Annotated in this window: 15 protein-coding genes; 14 read left to right on the top strand and 1 reads right to left on the bottom strand. The window is 35.7% G+C overall.

From position 1 onward, the window contains the following. Window positions 1-54: 54 nt before the first annotated feature. The 5 genes from G3A47_RS04240 to G3A47_RS04220 all read left to right on the top strand — a co-directional run bounded on the left by G3A47_RS04240 (window position 55) and on the right by G3A47_RS04220 (window position 3,533). On the top strand, window positions 55-1,425 hold the full coding sequence (locus G3A47_RS04240) for a hypothetical protein (RefSeq protein WP_166920723.1): 1,371 nt from the start codon (window positions 55-57) through the stop codon (window positions 1,423-1,425). A gap of 13 nt (window positions 1,426-1,438) precedes the next feature. Next, window positions 1,439-1,879 (top strand): hypothetical protein, encoded by a 441-nt coding sequence (locus G3A47_RS04235; protein ID WP_166920721.1) that lies wholly within the window; start codon window positions 1,439-1,441, stop codon window positions 1,877-1,879. Between the two features lie 133 nt (window positions 1,880-2,012). Continuing rightward, entirely contained in the window at window positions 2,013-2,492 is a 480-nt protein-coding gene (locus G3A47_RS04230) for a hypothetical protein (RefSeq protein WP_166920719.1), read from the top strand. A gap of 38 nt (window positions 2,493-2,530) precedes the next feature. Then, window positions 2,531-2,992, top strand: coding sequence for a hypothetical protein (locus tag G3A47_RS04225; RefSeq protein ID WP_166920717.1), 462 nt, complete (start codon window positions 2,531-2,533; stop codon window positions 2,990-2,992). A gap of 67 nt (window positions 2,993-3,059) precedes the next feature. Further along, on the top strand, window positions 3,060-3,533 hold the full coding sequence (locus G3A47_RS04220) for a hypothetical protein (RefSeq protein WP_166920715.1): 474 nt from the start codon (window positions 3,060-3,062) through the stop codon (window positions 3,531-3,533). A 117-nt stretch (window positions 3,534-3,650) separates the two neighbouring features. Here G3A47_RS04220 and G3A47_RS04215 read toward each other — a convergent pair whose 3' ends face one another. Next, a complete protein-coding gene (locus tag G3A47_RS04215) occupies window positions 3,651-4,040 on the bottom strand; it encodes an SPOR domain-containing protein (protein WP_166920713.1) in 390 nt (129 codons plus the stop codon). Between the two features lie 219 nt (window positions 4,041-4,259). On the opposite strand from G3A47_RS04215, the gene G3A47_RS04210 reads away from it, so the two are divergent. The 9 genes from G3A47_RS04210 to G3A47_RS04170 all read left to right on the top strand — a co-directional run bounded on the left by G3A47_RS04210 (window position 4,260) and on the right by G3A47_RS04170 (window position 17,197). Then, window positions 4,260-5,588: a c-type cytochrome gene (locus tag G3A47_RS04210; RefSeq protein ID WP_166920711.1), complete on the top strand. Its 1,329-nt coding sequence runs from the start codon at window positions 4,260-4,262 to the stop codon at window positions 5,586-5,588. Between the two features lie 32 nt (window positions 5,589-5,620). After that, window positions 5,621-8,680 carry a TAT-variant-translocated molybdopterin oxidoreductase gene (locus tag G3A47_RS04205; protein ID WP_166920709.1) on the top strand — a complete coding sequence of 1,020 codons (3,060 nt, stop codon included), beginning with the start codon at window positions 5,621-5,623 and terminating at the stop codon, window positions 8,678-8,680. Between the two features lie 33 nt (window positions 8,681-8,713). Continuing rightward, window positions 8,714-10,117 carry an NrfD/PsrC family molybdoenzyme membrane anchor subunit gene (gene nrfD, locus G3A47_RS04200; RefSeq protein ID WP_166920707.1) on the top strand — a complete coding sequence of 468 codons (1,404 nt, stop codon included), beginning with the start codon at window positions 8,714-8,716 and terminating at the stop codon, window positions 10,115-10,117. Then, window positions 10,110-10,634, top strand: a complete 525-nt coding sequence (locus G3A47_RS04195; protein ID WP_166920705.1) for a DUF3341 domain-containing protein — start codon at window positions 10,110-10,112, stop codon at window positions 10,632-10,634. The genes nrfD and G3A47_RS04195 overlap by 8 nt, the downstream gene beginning before the upstream one ends. An 8-nt stretch (window positions 10,635-10,642) precedes the next feature. Continuing rightward, complete coding sequence (locus tag G3A47_RS04190) at window positions 10,643-11,188, top strand: c-type cytochrome (RefSeq protein ID WP_166920703.1); 546 nt, start codon at window positions 10,643-10,645, stop codon at window positions 11,186-11,188. Between the two features lie 27 nt (window positions 11,189-11,215). After that, complete coding sequence (locus tag G3A47_RS04185) at window positions 11,216-12,787, top strand: quinol:cytochrome C oxidoreductase (protein WP_166920701.1); 1,572 nt, start codon at window positions 11,216-11,218, stop codon at window positions 12,785-12,787. 19 nt (window positions 12,788-12,806) lie between these two features. Then, complete coding sequence (locus G3A47_RS04180) at window positions 12,807-14,000, top strand: cytochrome c oxidase subunit II (protein ID WP_166920699.1); 1,194 nt, start codon at window positions 12,807-12,809, stop codon at window positions 13,998-14,000. A gap of 29 nt (window positions 14,001-14,029) precedes the next feature. Beyond that, complete coding sequence (locus G3A47_RS04175; protein ID WP_166920697.1) at window positions 14,030-15,832, top strand: cytochrome c oxidase subunit I; 1,803 nt, start codon at window positions 14,030-14,032, stop codon at window positions 15,830-15,832. A 528-nt stretch (window positions 15,833-16,360) separates the two neighbouring features. Then, complete coding sequence (locus G3A47_RS04170; protein WP_166920695.1) at window positions 16,361-17,197, top strand: alpha/beta fold hydrolase; 837 nt, start codon at window positions 16,361-16,363, stop codon at window positions 17,195-17,197. Window position 17,198: the final 1 nt, after the last annotated feature.

Raw genomic sequence — 17,198 nt, 5'->3', positions numbered from 1 at the left:
ATACTACTTTTTAAATAAAGGCTTTAGGTTTGCTAAAAATTAAAACTTTTAGCAATGAAAAACGTAGTGAAACAATTTTTAAAGGGTACAGTTATTTTAGCAGTGGCTATCTTTTTGGGTGATTGTAGTAAGGAGGATAGTCCGGATGAACCAGTTAGCAAGGCATCAGATCCCGGAGTTTATAATCTAAAAACCGTGACACTGGAAAAATCACTTGATTTTTTTAAAGAATTAAACCGCAAACAGTTAACGAGTAGGAGAGTCGATGTTGCAGATATAGGATTGGAGATAGATTTGTCGACCTTGGAGCAGATTGACATAACAGATACAGATGCTAAATTGAATATAGCAAGTGCAAAGACAAACCTTGAAGGAGTAGAGACAGAAATTTTACAAATTGAGATTGACGGAGCAGTACAGACTGTTTTGTTTCATCGTGTTCCTGAAAAAAGGACTAATAAGCATATCAGCAGGGCTCCGGCGGATCCTGCGTTTACAGGATCTGTTTATTCTACCGATATAAAAGGGCAGGTTTTAAGTGGTTTTAAGATTGATAAAGGAAATGTTGCCGGCTCCTATAATACCTTACTTTCTGCGATTGATCCTGTACCCCTAAAAGAAGTTATAATTAAAAACAACTATATAACGCCTCCTACAAATGATGCCCGTACCAGACTAAATTATCAGTTTGTACGATCGCGGAATAATGGTTCGTCAATGGGGATTGCTTACGCTTCCTATTTCAGAAAGCTGAATAATAAAAAATTTGATGATGGTATTATGGATGCTCGGCTTGATGAGTGTTTGAAAAAGGTTTTAAATGATTTAAAAAAGACGATAGCAAGTCCGGGTAATATGGTTACTAATTTTACAGGTGATTGGAATGCCACTAGGTATAATTGGACAGTAATCAGTGATACTAAAGTAGGTGATAAACCATTTACGGGTGAGACTTCAAGGTTGTATAATGAAGTAACGGGGGTTACGACTACTTTTTATAATAGAGCTTGGCCAGATGCGACAGATTTGTCTTGGGCTCGAACCATATTGCATGAATCGATTCATGCTTATTTTGTAGTTTATTTCAGGGTAGATGGTGTTGGTGCAAATACAGCATATCCTCACTTGGTTGAGGAATGGAATGCTAAAAAGAACATAGAGGTAGCTCATCATGAGGAAATGGCTATAAGTCTGGTGGCGCAAGTAAGGGATGCTTTAGAGATTTACGGTGTAAGTAAAGGGTATCGGTTGGATAGGCAATTTTATCAGGATATGGCATGGGGAGGTTTGACCGAGACAAAAGCGTTTAAAGCGCTTCCGTTTAGAGAAAAAGCACGGATTAAGGATGTTCTTAGTGTAGAATTGACGGGTAAAGATGTCGATGGAGATGTACAATTTCAGAGGGGTAAAAGGTCTAAGTGTTAAATGTTGATTTGTTATGATAAATAGTAATTGTTATATACTGCTGATTTCCTTTGCATTTGTTTTGGTTGGCTGCACTTCTATAAAAAAAGGCTTAATACCAAATAATAATGCTGGAGGTTATAAAGTGCTTGTAGTTCAAAAACAGGATAAAATAAATCCGGATCGGCTTATAATTAAAGGGCGGGTGCTAGATGCTAAAACTGGGAAACCATTACAAATTGCAGTGCTAAAGATTGAGTGTTCTACAATTAAGGCGTCAATAAAAGGAGAATACTTGTATGAGACAACAAAATCGGCTTATAAGTATTTCTTTATAGAGGCTATTTGTTATAACTATAAATCAGTAGACACAAAATATTTAGATATACAGGATAAGGACGAATTGCAAATTGATTTTTATTTGGAGGAATATGATAATCCAATTTTGAATTGTGAAGGATACTTGAACGATTAGCATTTATGACATTGCCTAAAGCGGGAAGAAAAAGAATCTTCGATACGATTAACATTGAGTTACATGGCAAAAATATGAGTCAAAGCCCAAGACCACAAAAAGGGAAGAGAGCTGGTTGTTAATTTTTTGTATAATGAAAAAGGATAGATTTTTTTTAACGTTGTTTCTGTGTCTGTTTGTTTTGATAGGATGTGTTTCTACAAAGGAGAAGTTAATCTCAACCTATAATTCAGGGGGGTATACTGTGGTTCTAAGTAAAGATAAATTAAAAAATTTAGAGGAAGATGTTATTATTCGTGGACATGTTTATGATGTTAAAACAGGTAAGCCTTTGAGTAATGTACAAGTGACTTCGGGGTGTTTTAAATTTCAAACAACATCTGAGGGAGAGTATTCTTTTAGATCCAGAAATTTGGAGGAAGGTTTTTTTTATGTGGAAGCGGTGGTTTATCCGTATTTGGCAGTAGAGACAGATTATATTGATATTTATAATAGAAAAGAGGTTGTAATTGATTTTTATTTAGCAGAATCTAATAGACCATTGATAGAGTGTGAGGGGGTAGGAGGAGAATGGCATAAACGTAAGCAGGATGAATTAAATAATCTCAAGTAATTTATTTTAATGATTAAGATTTACGTAAAATCAAAATTATGAAAAAAAGCAAAAATGTTTTGCTACTGTTTGTCTTTGCATTTGCTTTAGTTGGATGCTCTTCTTTTAAAAAAAAGTTGCTGCCAAACAATAACAAAGGAGGTTATATCTTAACTTTTGTTAAACCGGCGTCTAAGAGTAAAATGAATAAGGTTGTTACTATTCGGGGACATGTTTATGATTTGGAAACAAATTTGCCGTTAGGTGGTGCAAAAGTGAGTTATGGTTGCCTCATTCTTACAACCTTGGCAGATGGGGGGTATTCCTTTAAAACTCGAAATAGTAGAGATGATTCTTTTTTTGTCGAAGCAGATAAAGAAGGGCTTTTGTCAATTGAAACGAATAGCATTGATAGTTACGGTAATAAGGAAATTATAATAGATTTTTATCTGGATAAAAACAACAGTTTTTTGCTTGATTGTAAGGGATCGCGAATTATTGAGGAAACGCCGGAAGAATGATTAAACAAGTTGGCAAGCCGAGTGGTTTGGAAATCAGTTTTAATTGGGGTATTTTAATTATGTGCAAATGAAAAAGTGTAAGTATAAGATATTGTGGTTTGTCTGCTTGTTTGTTTTGTGCGGATGTTCTTTTGCGCAAAAGAAGTTGATACCGACTAATAATAAAGGTGGATATGGTATGACTATAATCCATGATGACCAAAAGATAAATTTGGATGAAGTTACTATTAGCGGAAAAGTAATAGATAGAGAAACAGGTAAGTCAATAGAGGGAGGTTTGTTTGTTTTTGGTTGTCGGATGATCTTGCCGTCATCTAAAGGTAACTTTTCTTTTAAGGTAAAAAGAGCAGGTTATGATCCTGTTAGTTTATTAGTAGTTCTTCTTTCGCATAGAAATGTAGAAACAAGACCGATTGATCTTAAAAATGCAAGTGAGATCAAAATTGATTTTTATGTGGTGAAAGATACAAGTCCTGATTATGACTGTGTAGGTTCTTATATGAGCAATAAGAGACAAGAAGAGCTTAATAAGTTGGAGTAGTTCTGATCTTCCTATGCTTCAATTGCTAAAACTAAATGATGTTGACACAAAGTCATATAAAAAAAAAGCAACTCCGATCAGAGTTGCTTTTTTTGTGTTTTGTTTTTCTGCTGAGAACTATTTGCCCGGTTTCAGTAAAAAGACTGTTTTGTATCTTTTTTTGATTTCTGCTAAGTTGCGTTCTGCTTCTATTTTTGTTTTGAAATTTCCAACGATTACTTTGTAGTTTGGCGTGTTGAAAATTATCGTTCCGTCAAGGGTAGTGTATTCTCTTTTGAAATCGGTAAGCGTTTTTTTGGCCTCATCGCTCTTGCCGCTGAAAATTTGAATTCTATAGGTATCGTTTGTACTTAACGATGTGTTAATTTTGCGTTTGTCATTCAGCAATTGCTCAAATTTTGGGTCCTGATTTAGGGTTAAATTTTGGTCCTGAGCGTTAATATTAGAAGCTAAAGCGATCATTGCTAGTGTTAGGTAGACTCTTTTAGAGGGAGTTAAAATTCTCATAATGTGATGGTTTTTATGCAAAAGTAGTATTTAAAGTTTGTATGGAAAATTTTAATTTTATTTAGAATTGATATAAATTGGTATTTAAGGGTATTTTAAGGTTTTGAGAATAGTTCATAAGTCGTATTTTTGTGCAAGTTTTAAAAGAAGGTATTAGTTTTTTGTTGATTTACTACAGAAAAAATCATACCAAAAATTAGTAGATAATTATTATACTATATGAAAAAGGTGGGTAACCATAATTCGATCTCAAGAAAATTGCTGCTTAGCTTATCGCTAACGCTGATTTTCTCCCTAACTTCATTTGCTCAAGATCCAGCTGCTGCTCCGGCCGCACCTGAAGCTGCTGCTCCGGCTGCAACTGCCGGTGGTGATCCAGTAAAAGGGAAAGAACTTTTTAATGCAAATTGCGCTGCATGTCACAAATTAGATGCTAAGTCAACAGGTCCTGCTCTAAGGGGTGTTGCTGCAAAGCATGATATGGCTTGGATCTACAAGTGGGTTCACAACAGTTCTGACATGATTAAGTCAGGTGATGCTACAGCCGTAAAACTTTTTGAGGAATACAACAAGTCTGTAATGACTTCTTTTCCTCAGTTATCTGAAGGTGATATAGACAATATTATCGCCTATACTTCTGAAGTAAAAGTTGAAGCGCCTAAGGTTGCTGGTCAATTGCCAACAGGTCCTCAGGAAGGTGGAAGCGGAATCTCAAATAACATTATATTAGGTGCTCTTGCTCTTGTGATGGCTATCTTGGTTGTAATGTTGTTCATGGTGAACAAAGTGTTAACTAAGGTTGCTCGTAATAATGGTATTGAAGTAGCTCCGAAAGAAGCTGGAACTCCAATCTGGAAAGTATTTATTAAAAACCAATTTCTGGTTTTAGTAACTTCTATATTTTTACTTTTGGCAAGTGGTTATTTTGTGTACGGTTACCTGATGCAGGTAGGTGTTGATCAGAATTATGAGCCAATTCAGCCAATTCACTATTCTCATAAAATTCACGCAGGTGATAATGAGATCAATTGTAAATATTGCCACTCTGCTGCTCGTGTGAGTAAAACGGCTGGTATTCCTTCTTTGAATGTTTGTATGAACTGTCATAAAAACATTTCTGAAGTTGCTGAAACTACTGCTACTCCTGAGTACAGCAAAGCTTTCTATGATGCAGAAATTCAAAAATTATATGATGCAGTTGGATGGGATAAAGCGAAACAAGCTTATACCGGAAAAACAAAACCTGTAAAATGGGTTCGTATTCATAATTTACCTGATTTTGTGTATTTCAATCACTCACAGCACGTTTCTGTTGCAGGAGTTGAGTGCCAAACTTGTCACGGACCGGTAGAAGAATTTGAAATCATGAAGCAATACTCTAAATTAACAATGGGATGGTGCGTTGATTGCCATAGAAAAACCGATGTTAAGATGGAAGGAAATGCTTACTATGATAAAATTCATGCTGAACTTTCTAAAAAATACGGTGTAGAGAAATTGACTGCAGCGCAAATGGGAGGTTTAGAATGCGGTAAATGCCACTATTAATCGAATTATTAAGATTTTAATATTTATATACAATGTCATCAAACAAAAAATACTGGAAAAGTGTTGAGGAACTAGAAAATAGTTCTATTGTTGAGGCGCTTAGAAATAACGAATTTGTTGAAGAAATTCCAACGGATGAATTCTTAGGTAATGCTGATGCATTAGCTTCATCCGGAACTTCACGTCGTGACTTTTTAAAGTACGTAGGGTTTAGTACTGCAGCCGTAACGCTTGCAGCTTGCGAAGGCCCTGTTCACAAGTCTATACCTTACGTGTTACAACCGGAACAAATCATTCCTGGTGTTGCAGATTATTATGCAACTACTGTTTTTGATGGTTTTGATTTTGCTAACCTTTTAGTAAAAACTCGTGAAGGTCGTCCAATTAAAATTGAAAACAATACTATTTCCGGAGCTAAGTTTTCAGCCAATGCGAGAGTTCATGCGTCTATCTTGTCACTATATGACAGTATGCGTTTGAAAGAACCTAAATTGGATGGAAAAAATAGTAGCTGGTCTGCTGTTGATTTAAGAATTAAATCCGGTATTGCAGCTGCGAAAGCAAAAGGAGGTCAAGTAGTATTGCTGACAAATACTTTGGCGAGCCCGTCTAGTGAAAAATTAATTGCTGAATTTATTGCTAAAAACCCAAATGCTAAGCATGTGGTTTATGATGCAGTTTCTTCATCAGATGCTTTAGATGCATTTGAAACAGTTTATGGTGAGAGAGCTTTAGTTGATTATGATTTTTCAAAAGCTACTTTAATTGTTTCTGTTGGAGCTGATTTCTTAGGAGATTGGCAAGGTGGTGCATACGATTCAGGATATGCAAAAGGACGTATTCCTCAACAAGGAAAAATGTCTCGTCACTTCCAGTTTGAATCAAACATGACATTGTCTGGAGCTGCTGCTGATAAGCGTTTTTCGATGACTGTTGCAAATCAGAAACAAGCTTTAGTTCAAATATATAATGTTATTGCAGGTACTTCTATTGGAGTTTCTTTGGATGCTGCGATTAAAGCTGAAGTAGTAAAAGCTGCTCAGCAATTAAAAGCTGCCGGATCAAAAGGAGTTTTAGTATCTGGAATTGAAGATAAAAATGCTCAATTATTAGTTTTAGCTATCAATCAAATATTGGCTAGTGAAGCTTTTAGTACTGCAGGAACAAGACAAATTAGAAAAGGATCTAATGCAGTTGTGACTCAGTTGATAAAAGATATGAATGCAGGTAGTGTTCATACTTTAATTATGAGTGGTGTTAACCCGGTTTATACATTAGCTGATTCTGCTGCTTTTGTTTCGGGATTGAAAAAAGTAGATACTACTGTTGCTTTTTCTTTAAAAGAAGACGAAACAGCATCTATTGTTAAAATTGCTGCTCCGGTTGCTCACTATTTAGAGGCTTGGGGTGATGTTATGATTACAAAAGGAACGTATAGTTTAACTCAACCAACTATTCGTCCTATATTTAATACAAAACAATTTGAAGACGTTTTATTATCGTTAAACGGAATTTCAGGAACTTACTACGATTATATCAAAGCTAATTCGGCTGGTATTGTTGCAGGTTCTTCTTGGAATAAAGTGTTACATGATGGTGTTTTTGTAATTGGATCATCTGCTTTAGCTGCCGGTTCATTTGATTATAATGCTGCTGCAACTGCAGTTGCTAAATCAAAAGCTGCCGGAGACTTCGAATTAGTATTGTATACTAAAACGGGTATGGGTGACGGACAACAAGCAAACAACCCTTGGTTGCAAGAGTTCCCGGATCCGATTACAAGAGTTTCTTGGGATAACTATGTTACCGTTTCGAATGCAGATGCTAAGAAATTAGGATTATCAAATGAAATTGTTGCCAATGGTGGTTTGAATGGTAGTTATGCTACAATCACAACAGCTGATGGTGTTAAGTTGGAAAACGTTCCTGTAATTGTTCAACCGGGACAAGCTGTTGGTACAGTTGGTATGGCTGTTGGTTACGGACGTAAAGCAGCTTTGAAAGAAGAAATGCAAGTAGGTTTAAATGCTTACGCTTTATATAAAAACTTTAATAGTGTTCAGACTGTTTCTATTGCTAAGGCAAGTGGAGAGCATGAGTTTGCTTGTGTACAAGGTCAGAAAACATTAATGGGAAGAGGAGATATCATTAAAGAAACTACTCTTGACGTATTTAATAAGGAAAATGCAGAGCATTGGAATCCACAACCAATGGTATCTTTAGACCACGAAGAGGTTAAAGCTACAACAGTTGATTTATGGGAGTCATTTGATCGTTCTACCGGACATCACTTTAACCTTTCTATCGACTTAAATGCTTGTACCGGATGTGGAGCATGTGTTATTGCTTGTCATGCTGAAAACAACGTTCCAGTTGTTGGTAAAGCAGAGGTAAGAAGAAGCCGTGATATGCACTGGTTGCGTATTGACAGATATTATTCTTCTGAAAGCACTTTTGAAGGAGATAACAAAAGAAAAGAAAATATAGCTGGTTTATCTAGTTCATTGTCTACATTTAACGAAATGGAAAATCCTGGGGATAACCCACAAGTGGCTTTCCAACCGGTAATGTGTCAGCACTGTAACCACGCACCATGTGAAACAGTTTGTCCTGTTGCTGCGACTTCTCACGGTCGTCAAGGTCAAAACCATATGGCTTACAACAGATGTGTTGGTACTCGTTACTGTGCAAACAACTGTCCGTATAAAGTACGTCGTTTCAACTGGTTCTTGTACAACAAAAACAGTGAATTCGATTATCACATGAATGATGATTTAGGTCGTATGGTATTAAACCCAGACGTAAACGTTCGTTCTCGTGGAGTTATGGAAAAATGTTCATTCTGTATTCAAAGTACTCAAGCTGTTATTCTTCAAGCTAAACGTGAAGGTAGAGTAGTGGCGAAAGATGAATTTAACAATGCTTGTGCATGTTCAGCTGCTTGTTCTTCTGGAGCGATGGTATTTGGAGATGTAAATGATAAAGAAAGTGAAGTTGCTAAACTTGCTGAAAGTGAAAGAATGTATCACTTATTAGAGCATGTTGGAACAAAACCGAACGTTTTCTATCATGTAAAAGTTAGAAATACTTAGTAAAATTATTAATTAGAAACAATATAAAGGATTATGTCGTCTCACTACGAAGCACCCATTAGAAAACCTTTAGTTATAGGTGATAAATCTTATCACGATGTAACAGTAGATGTAGCTGCACCTGTTGAGGGGCCTGCAAACAAACAATGGTGGACAGTATTTTCAATTGCATTAATAGCCTTCCTTTGGGGGTTAGGTTGTATAATTTACACTGTATCTACCGGTATCGGAACATGGGGATTAAATAAAACAGTTGGTTGGGCCTGGGATATCACGAACTTCGTTTGGTGGGTTGGTATTGGTCACGCCGGAACCTTAATTTCTGCGGTATTATTACTTTTCCGTCAACGTTGGAGAATGGCTATTAACCGTTCTGCAGAAGCGATGACTATCTTCTCTGTAGTTCAGGCAGGTTTATTTCCAATTATTCACATGGGGCGTCCATGGTTGGCTTACTGGGTATTACCTATTCCAAATCAATTTGGATCTTTATGGGTAAACTTTAACTCGCCATTACTTTGGGACGTATTTGCAATTTCAACGTATCTTTCGGTATCATTAGTTTTCTGGTGGACTGGTTTATTACCTGACTTTGCTATGCTACGTGATAGAGCAATAACACCTTTTAATAAAAGAGTATATTCTATCCTAAGTTTTGGATGGAGCGGTAGAGCAAAAGACTGGCAACGTTTTGAAGAAGTATCTTTAGTACTTGCAGGTTTAGCTACTCCACTTGTACTTTCTGTACACACAATTGTATCGATGGACTTTGCTACTTCTGTAATTCCGGGATGGCATACCACGATTTTCCCTCCGTACTTCGTTGCCGGAGCGGTATTCTCAGGATTTGCAATGGTAAACACCTTGTTGATCGTTATGAGAAAAGTTTCTAACCTTGAAGCTTACATTACACTTCAACATATCGAATTAATGAATATTGTAATCATGATTACAGGTTCTATTGTTGGTGTAGCGTATATCACTGAGTTATTCGTAGCTTGGTATTCAGGAGTAGAGTACGAGCAATATGCATTCTTAAACAGAGCTACCGGACCTTACTGGTGGGCATACTGGTCGATGATGACTTGTAACGTTTTCTCTCCACAATTTATGTGGTTCAAGAAACTAAGAACAAGTATCATGTTCTCTTTTATTATTTCGATTGTAGTAAACATCGGAATGTGGTTTGAAAGATTCGTAATTATTGTTACTTCTTTGCATAGAGATTACCTTCCATCTTCTTGGACAATGTTCTCACCAACATTTGTTGATATTGGAATTTTCATCGGAACGATTGGTTTCTTCTTTGTATTGTTTTTATTGTACTCTAGAACATTCCCTGTAATTGCTCAGGCAGAGGTTAAAACAATTTTGAAAGGAACAGGAGATAATTACATTAGAGAAAGAGCAAATAGTAAAGATTCACACCATGAGTAATAAAGTAATATACGCCATTTATAATGACGATGATATTTTGATGGATGCAGTAAAGAAAACCAGAGCTGCACATCATCATATTGAAGATGTCTTTACTCCATTCCCAGTTCACGGATTGGATAAAGCTATGGGATTAGCACCAACAAGATTAGCAATTTGCGCTTTTTTATATGGTTGTGTTGGTATCTCTGTTGCAACATTCATGATGAGTTATATCATGATTCATGATTGGCCACAGGATATTGGAGGAAAACCAAGTTTTAGTTTCATCCAGAATATGCCGTCTTTCGTGCCTATTATGTTTGAGATGACTGTATTTTTTGCTGCTCATTTAATGGTAATCACTTTTTACATGAGAAGTAGATTATGGCCATTTAAAGAAGCTGAAAATCCGGATGTAAGAACAACAGACGACCATTTCTTAATGGAAGTTGCTGTAAACGATAACGAGGCAGAACTGGTTTCTTTTTTCGAAGGTACAGGAGCAGTTGAAGTTAAAGTAATTGAAAAGAATTAATTGTAGCTATGAAAAGGATATATAAAATAACACTTTTAGTTGGTATAACTATTTTAGTTTCATCATGCCACAATAATTCGGCACCAAACTATCAGTATTTCCCTAATATGTATGAATCTGTTGCTTACGAGCCATATACAGAGGCAAAAATATTTAAAGGAGGAAAAGAAGGACAACTTCCTGTAGAAGGAACTATCAATAGAGGTTTTGAGCCTTATGAATATGAAAACTCAACGGCTGGTTATGAATTGGCAAAAGCTAATTTAAAATCACCTTTGACTGCAGAAGAAAAAAGTTCTGAAAAAGGAAAAGAACTTTTCGAAATTTACTGTATGAGTTGCCATGGTGCAACCGGAAACGGTAAAGGTAAATTGGTTGAGAGAGAAAAATTTCTTGGAGTACCTAGCTATAAAGACAGAGTTATTACGGAAGGAAGTATCTTTCACGTTGAAACTTATGGTTTAAATGCAATGGGTTCGCATGCAAATCAATTAAGTGCTCACGAACGTTGGTTAGTTGCTGACTATGTTCTGAAACTAAAAAGCCAATTATAATTGTTGAACAAACTGATCGTAATAGATATGTATACATTTTCAAGTAAATTAAAAACTTTTTCTATCATCCTAATGGCCGTAGGTTTATTAGGGATTGGGTATGGTTTTTTAAGTGCACCTAAAGATATTAAAGAAGTTGAAAAAATACTAGCTGCAGATGCACATGGTTCTCATGGTGCTGCACATGCAGAAGCTCCGGCAGCTTCTCATGAGTCTGCAGGTCATGAAGCTACAGAAGCTTCGCATGAAGCTCCAGCGGCTTCTCATGAAACAGCAGCAGCTGCGCATGACGCACACGAAGGTGCAGCGCATGCAGAAGCTCCGGCAGTTTCACATGATACAGCAGCCGTTGCACATGACGCACACGAAGGTGCTGCACATGCAGAAGCTCCAGCAGCTGCTCATGAAGTTGCAAAAGCTTCACACGACTCACACGAAGGCGGAGAACATGCTAATGTTGATGCAGCAGGTGAGCATGAAAAACATTTAAAACACGTATTGCACCAATTGCAAAACAAACCTTGGTCAGCATTATATGTTGCCTGTATTTTCTTCTTATTGCTTTCTATGGGAGTTTTAGCATTTTATGCTATCCAACAAGTGGCACAAGCAGGATGGTCTCCGGTGTTGTTTAGAGTAATGCAGGGAATAACAGCTTACTTACCTTATGGTTCTGTAATTTTCTTTATAATCTTAGTTTTATGCGGACTTCACTTTAATCATATTTTTGTATGGTTAGGAGAAGGGGTAACAGATCCTAAAAGTGAAAATTACGATGCTATTATTGCAGGTAAATCAGGTTACTTAAACTTTCCTTTTTGGATTGTAAGAGCGGGAATCTTTTTATTAGGATGGAACGTATACAATTATTTCGCTAGAAAAAATTGTTTAGCTCAGGACGAAGCAAATGATGATTTGAACTACAAAAAGAACTTTAACTATTCTGCTGGATTTTTAGTTTTCTTTATCGTATCTGAGTCTATCATGTCTTGGGATTGGATTATGTCATTTGACCCACACTGGTTCAGTACTTTATTCGGTTGGTATGTATTCGCTTCTTTCTTTGTAAGTGGTATTACTACAATCGCTTTAGTTACTATCTACTTAAAATCTAAAGGATATTTAGAATTTGTAAATACAAGCCACATTCACGATTTAGCTAAATTTATGTTTGGTATCAGTGTTTTCTGGACTTACTTATGGTTCTCTCAATTCATGTTGATCTGGTACGCTAATATTCCTGAAGAGGTAACGTATTTCGTAACAAGAATCCAATTGTACAACCTTCCTTTCTTTGGAGCTGTTGTTATGAACTTTGTTTTCCCATTGTTAATATTAATTAATACTGATTTCAAACGTCTAAGCTGGGTTATTGTAATGGCTGGAGTTGTAATCTTATTAGGTCACTACCTAGATTTCTTTAATATGATTATGCCTGGTACTGTTGGAGATAAATGGTTTATTGGAGTTTCTGAAATTGCATCTATTCTTTTCTTCTTAGGTTTGTTTATTTTTGCTGTATTTACTGCATTGACTAAATCTCCTTTGTTAGCAAAAAGAAATCCTTTCATAGAAGAAAGTAAACATTTTCATTATTAATATTTAAAGAGATAAACAGATGACAAGTTTGTTGGTAATTATAGTTTTAGTTTTATTAGCAGTTGCACTTTGGCAATTGACCAGAATATTTGATCTTACTCAAGTAGGATCTTCTTCTGACGATTCTCAGGTTGCTTCAGATAATGATAATAATATTCAGGGATATATTATGTTTGGCTTTTTGGCATTCATCTATATATTTACAATATACGGTTTACTAAAATGGGGTAATTTAGCACTTCATACTCCTGCTTCAGAGCACGGTATTTTAGTGGATAGTTTAATGAATATTACCTGGGTTTTAATTTTTACAGTTCAGGTTATTACTCAAGGTTTATTGCACTGGTTTTCTTTTAAAAACAGAGGACACAAAGATAAAAAAGCATTATTCTTTGCTGATAGTAATAAATTAGAAGCATTGTGGAGTATTATTCCATCTGTAGTTTTGGCTTGTTTGATTCTTTACGGATTGTATGCTTGGAACAACATTATGTTTGTTGACAAAGATGAAGATGTTATTGAAATTGAATTATACGCTCAACAATTTAAATGGACTGCAAGATATGCAGGAAACGATAATACTTTAGGAAAAGCAAACGTTCGTTTGATCGAAGGTATCAATACTTTAGGGGTTGATATGTCAGATAAAAATTCTGAAGATGATATCGTTGTAACTGAACTGCATATCCCAAAAGGAAAAAAAGTACATTTCAAAATGCGTTCTCAGGATGTATTGCACTCTGCTTACTTCCCTCACTTTAGAGCACAGATGAACTGTGTTCCTGGAATGGTTACTGAATTTGCATTCATTCCTACTTACACTACTGCTGAATACAGAGAGTTGCCATTTATGGTTGAAAAAGTAGCACACATCAACAAACTTAGAGCTGAAAAAAGCGTTGAGTTAGTTGCTAAAGGTGGTACTGCTTTAGATCCTTATACATTTGATTATTTATTATTATGTAATAAAATTTGTGGATCTTCTCATTACAACATGCAAATGAAAGTTGTAGTAGATACTCCTGAAGATTATAAAAAATGGTTAAGCGAAAAAACTACCTTAGCGCAGGATATTAAAGCTGCTGCTGCGGCAGATGCTGAAAAAGCTGCTGCTGAAAGTGCAAAAGCTAATACAGATAGTACAGCTAAGGACACAGTAAAAGCAGTTATTGATACTGTAAAAGCTGTTGTTGCTAAAGTAGCTATGAAATAATTTATTAAGAAAATTTAAAGTATACATATATGTCAGCAGAAGCACACGATCACGGACACGAACACGATCACGAGCACGAACATCATCATAAGGACACTTTCATTACCAAATATATATTTAGTATTGATCACAAAATGATTGCCAAACAATACTTGCTTACAGGTATTATCATGGGGATTATTGGTATTGCAATGTCATTGCTTTTCAGAATGCAATTGGCATGGCCGGAAGAGTCTTTTAAAATCTTTAATGTTTTATTAGGAGATAAATTTGCACCGGATGGTGTAATGGCAAATGATATTTATTTGGCTTTAGTTACAATTCACGGTACCATCATGGTATTCTTTGTACTAACCGCCGGTTTGAGTGGAACTTTTAGTAACTTACTTATTCCGCTTCAAATTGGAGCAAGAGATATGGCTTCCGGATTTATGAATATGATTTCATACTGGTTGTTCTTCTTATCTGCTGTAGTAATGTTATGTTCTTTATTCGTTGAAGCTGGACCAGCTTCTGCAGGTTGGACAATTTACCCACCATTAAGTGCTTTACCACAAGCGATCCCTGGATCAGGTACTGGTATGACTTTATGGTTAGTTTCGATGGCTATCTTTATTGCATCTTCTTTAATGGGATCTCTAAACTACATTGTAACGGTTATCAATTTAAGAACTAAAGGAATGTCTATGACCAGACTTCCACTTACAATCTGGACATTTTTCGTAACAGCTATTATTGGTGTTATTTCATTCCCGGTATTGTTATCTGCAGCATTATTATTGATTTTCGATAGAAGTTTCGGTACTTCATTCTTCTTATCTGATATTTATATTGCAGGAGAGGTTTTACACTACCAAGGAGGTTCTCCGGTTTTGTTTGAGCACTTATTCTGGTTCTTAGGACACCCTGAGGTATATATTGTAATTTTACCTGCAATGGGACTTGTTTCTGAAATTATGGCTACGAATGCTCGTAAACCAATCTTCGGATACAGAGCGATGATTATGTCAGTTCTTGCAATTGCATTTTTATCTACAATTGTTTGGGGTCACCACATGTTTATTTCAGGTATGAATCCTTTCTTAGGATCTGTATTTACATTTACAACTTTATTGATTGCAATTCCTTCTGCTGTAAAAGCGTTTAACTGGATTACAACTTTATGGAAAGGTAACCTGCAATTCAACCCTGCAATGTTATTCTCTATCGGAATGGTTTCTACTTTCATCACTGGAGGTTTAACGGGAATTATTTTAGGAGATAGTACTTTAGATATTAACGTTCACGATACTTACTTCGTAATTGCTCACTTTCACTTAGTAATGGGTATCTCTGCACTTTACGGAATGTTTGCCGGTATTTACCACTGGTTCCCTAAAATGTACGGAAGAATGTTAAACAAAAACTTAGGTTATATTCACTTCTGGATTACAGCAGTTTGTGCTTACGGAGTATTCTTCCCAATGCACTTTATCGGATTAGCTGGTTTACCAAGACGTTATTATACCAATACAAACTTCCCATTATTTGACGATTTGCAAAATGTGAATGTATTGATTACAACATTTGCTCTTGTTGGAGGTGCGTTCCAGTTAGTATTCTTATACAACTTCTTTAGCAGTATTTTCTACGGTAAAAAAGCAGTTCAGAATCCATGGAAATCTACAACATTAGAGTGGACTACTCCGGTAGAACATATCCACGGTAACTGGCCAGGAGAAATTCCTCACGTACACCGTTGGCCGTATGACTACAGTAACCCGAATCACGATGTAGATTTTGTACCTCAAAATGTACCAATGAAAGAAGGTGAAGAAGTTTTACACCACTAAAAATATTTTAAAAGGCTGTCCATTTGGACAGCCTTTTTTGTTTTAAATCTGTGGAAGAAAAAATAGTGTGATATTTTAGTTGGAGGTGAAGAATTGATTAGCGATAAACGAGGCGTTAACTGAACATTCAAAAATGTTCAGTTAACGCCTCGTTGTTTTTCTAAAATTAAATTAAAAACAGTTGAAGTGGTTACAAGATAAAATTGAATTAGTTTGTCATTTCGACGTAAGGAGAAATCGCATTGTAATTCGACAAAGAGGAGAAAGTTTTGTTTGCGATTTAGCCTGTCTATTAGCTATCCCGAATGGGAGTTTGAAGCGTATGAATAATGTTGTATATAAATAAATCCTTAAATGTGAGCTGATTTACAGTTAATTGGTGGCTAAGTTAAGGCTTTTTGTTAATTTTATTTTGGATTAATGTCTTGAATTTTAGCTATTTGTGTTTTGTTTTGAAAAAAATATTTTTTTGATGTAACAATTAATAGAGCACTGCATCAAAAGGGAAACTTTAAAAAATTAAACATTATGAAACCACAATCAATTTTACTTATCGCATTTATGTTTCTTGTCTCTAAATCTGCTTTTTCTCAAACTGCTTTTAAGGTAGAAGTAAAAGGAAAAGGAGCACCAGTTTTATTATTTCCCGGATTTGGTTGTACAGGTGAAGTGTGGAAGGAGACGGTAGCCGAACTTTCTAAAACTAAAGAATGCCACATTTTTACTTTTGCAGGATTTGGGAACGTTCCTCCAATTGAAAGCCCTTGGCTCAGTACAATAAAGAATGAAATTATTTCCTATGTAAAAACTAAAAGATTAAAGAAAGCCACATTAATTGGTCATAGTTTGGGTGGTACTTTAAGTTTGTGGCTTGCAGCAGAAGAAACAAATTTGTTCAAAGAAGTGATTATCGTTGACGCTTTGCCGGCAAGTGCTGCCTTGATGATTCCTAATTATAATGGAGAAATTATTCCTTACGAAAACGCACAGAGCAAAGCGATGTTAGCAATGGACCAAATGGCATTCAATGCTATGAATACGCAGATGACTTCTTATATGTGTTTAAACAAAGAAAAGCAAAAAACAATCAATGAATGGATGAACAGTGCCGATAGAAAAACCTATGTTTACGGTTATATCGATATGCTCAATTTAGATTTACGCAAAGAAATTGCGAAAATTAAAATTCCGGTAGTAATTTTAGCTGCAACTAATCCGGATATCAATACTGTTCAAAAAACATATCAAGCGCAGTATGCCAATCTTCCCTCAGTTAGAATTTATTATGCAGAAAAGGCAGCCCATTTTGTGATGTACGATCAACCGGAGTGGTATATGGAAAAAATTAAATCAGAAATGAAATAAG

Source organism: Flavobacterium poyangense (assembly GCF_011751075.1).
Classification (GTDB): domain Bacteria; phylum Bacteroidota; class Bacteroidia; order Flavobacteriales; family Flavobacteriaceae; genus Flavobacterium; species Flavobacterium poyangense.
This window is presented reverse-complemented; position numbering and strand designations above follow the sequence as displayed.

Excerpts from the sequence above, each read along its gene's own strand:
- G3A47_RS04240 (WP_166920723.1), top strand. The coding sequence starts at position 55 with ATGAAAAACGTAGTGAAACAATTTTTAAAGGGTACAGTTATTTTAGCA.
- G3A47_RS04235 (WP_166920721.1), top strand. The coding sequence starts at position 1,439 with ATGATAAATAGTAATTGTTATATACTGCTGATTTCCTTTGCATTTGTT.
- G3A47_RS04230 (WP_166920719.1), top strand. The coding sequence starts at position 2,013 with ATGAAAAAGGATAGATTTTTTTTAACGTTGTTTCTGTGTCTGTTTGTT.
- G3A47_RS04225 (WP_166920717.1), top strand. The coding sequence starts at position 2,531 with ATGAAAAAAAGCAAAAATGTTTTGCTACTGTTTGTCTTTGCATTTGCT.
- G3A47_RS04220 (WP_166920715.1), top strand. The coding sequence starts at position 3,060 with ATGAAAAAGTGTAAGTATAAGATATTGTGGTTTGTCTGCTTGTTTGTT.
- G3A47_RS04215 (WP_166920713.1), bottom strand. The coding sequence starts at position 4,040 with ATGAGAATTTTAACTCCCTCTAAAAGAGTCTACCTAACACTAGCAATG.
- G3A47_RS04210 (WP_166920711.1), top strand. The coding sequence starts at position 4,260 with ATGAAAAAGGTGGGTAACCATAATTCGATCTCAAGAAAATTGCTGCTT.
- G3A47_RS04205 (WP_166920709.1), top strand. The coding sequence starts at position 5,621 with ATGTCATCAAACAAAAAATACTGGAAAAGTGTTGAGGAACTAGAAAAT.
- nrfD (WP_166920707.1), top strand. The coding sequence starts at position 8,714 with ATGTCGTCTCACTACGAAGCACCCATTAGAAAACCTTTAGTTATAGGT.
- G3A47_RS04195 (WP_166920705.1), top strand. The coding sequence starts at position 10,110 with ATGAGTAATAAAGTAATATACGCCATTTATAATGACGATGATATTTTG.
- G3A47_RS04190 (WP_166920703.1), top strand. The coding sequence starts at position 10,643 with ATGAAAAGGATATATAAAATAACACTTTTAGTTGGTATAACTATTTTA.
- G3A47_RS04185 (WP_166920701.1), top strand. The coding sequence starts at position 11,216 with ATGTATACATTTTCAAGTAAATTAAAAACTTTTTCTATCATCCTAATG.
- G3A47_RS04180 (WP_166920699.1), top strand. The coding sequence starts at position 12,807 with ATGACAAGTTTGTTGGTAATTATAGTTTTAGTTTTATTAGCAGTTGCA.
- G3A47_RS04175 (WP_166920697.1), top strand. The coding sequence starts at position 14,030 with ATGTCAGCAGAAGCACACGATCACGGACACGAACACGATCACGAGCAC.
- G3A47_RS04170 (WP_166920695.1), top strand. The coding sequence starts at position 16,361 with ATGAAACCACAATCAATTTTACTTATCGCATTTATGTTTCTTGTCTCT.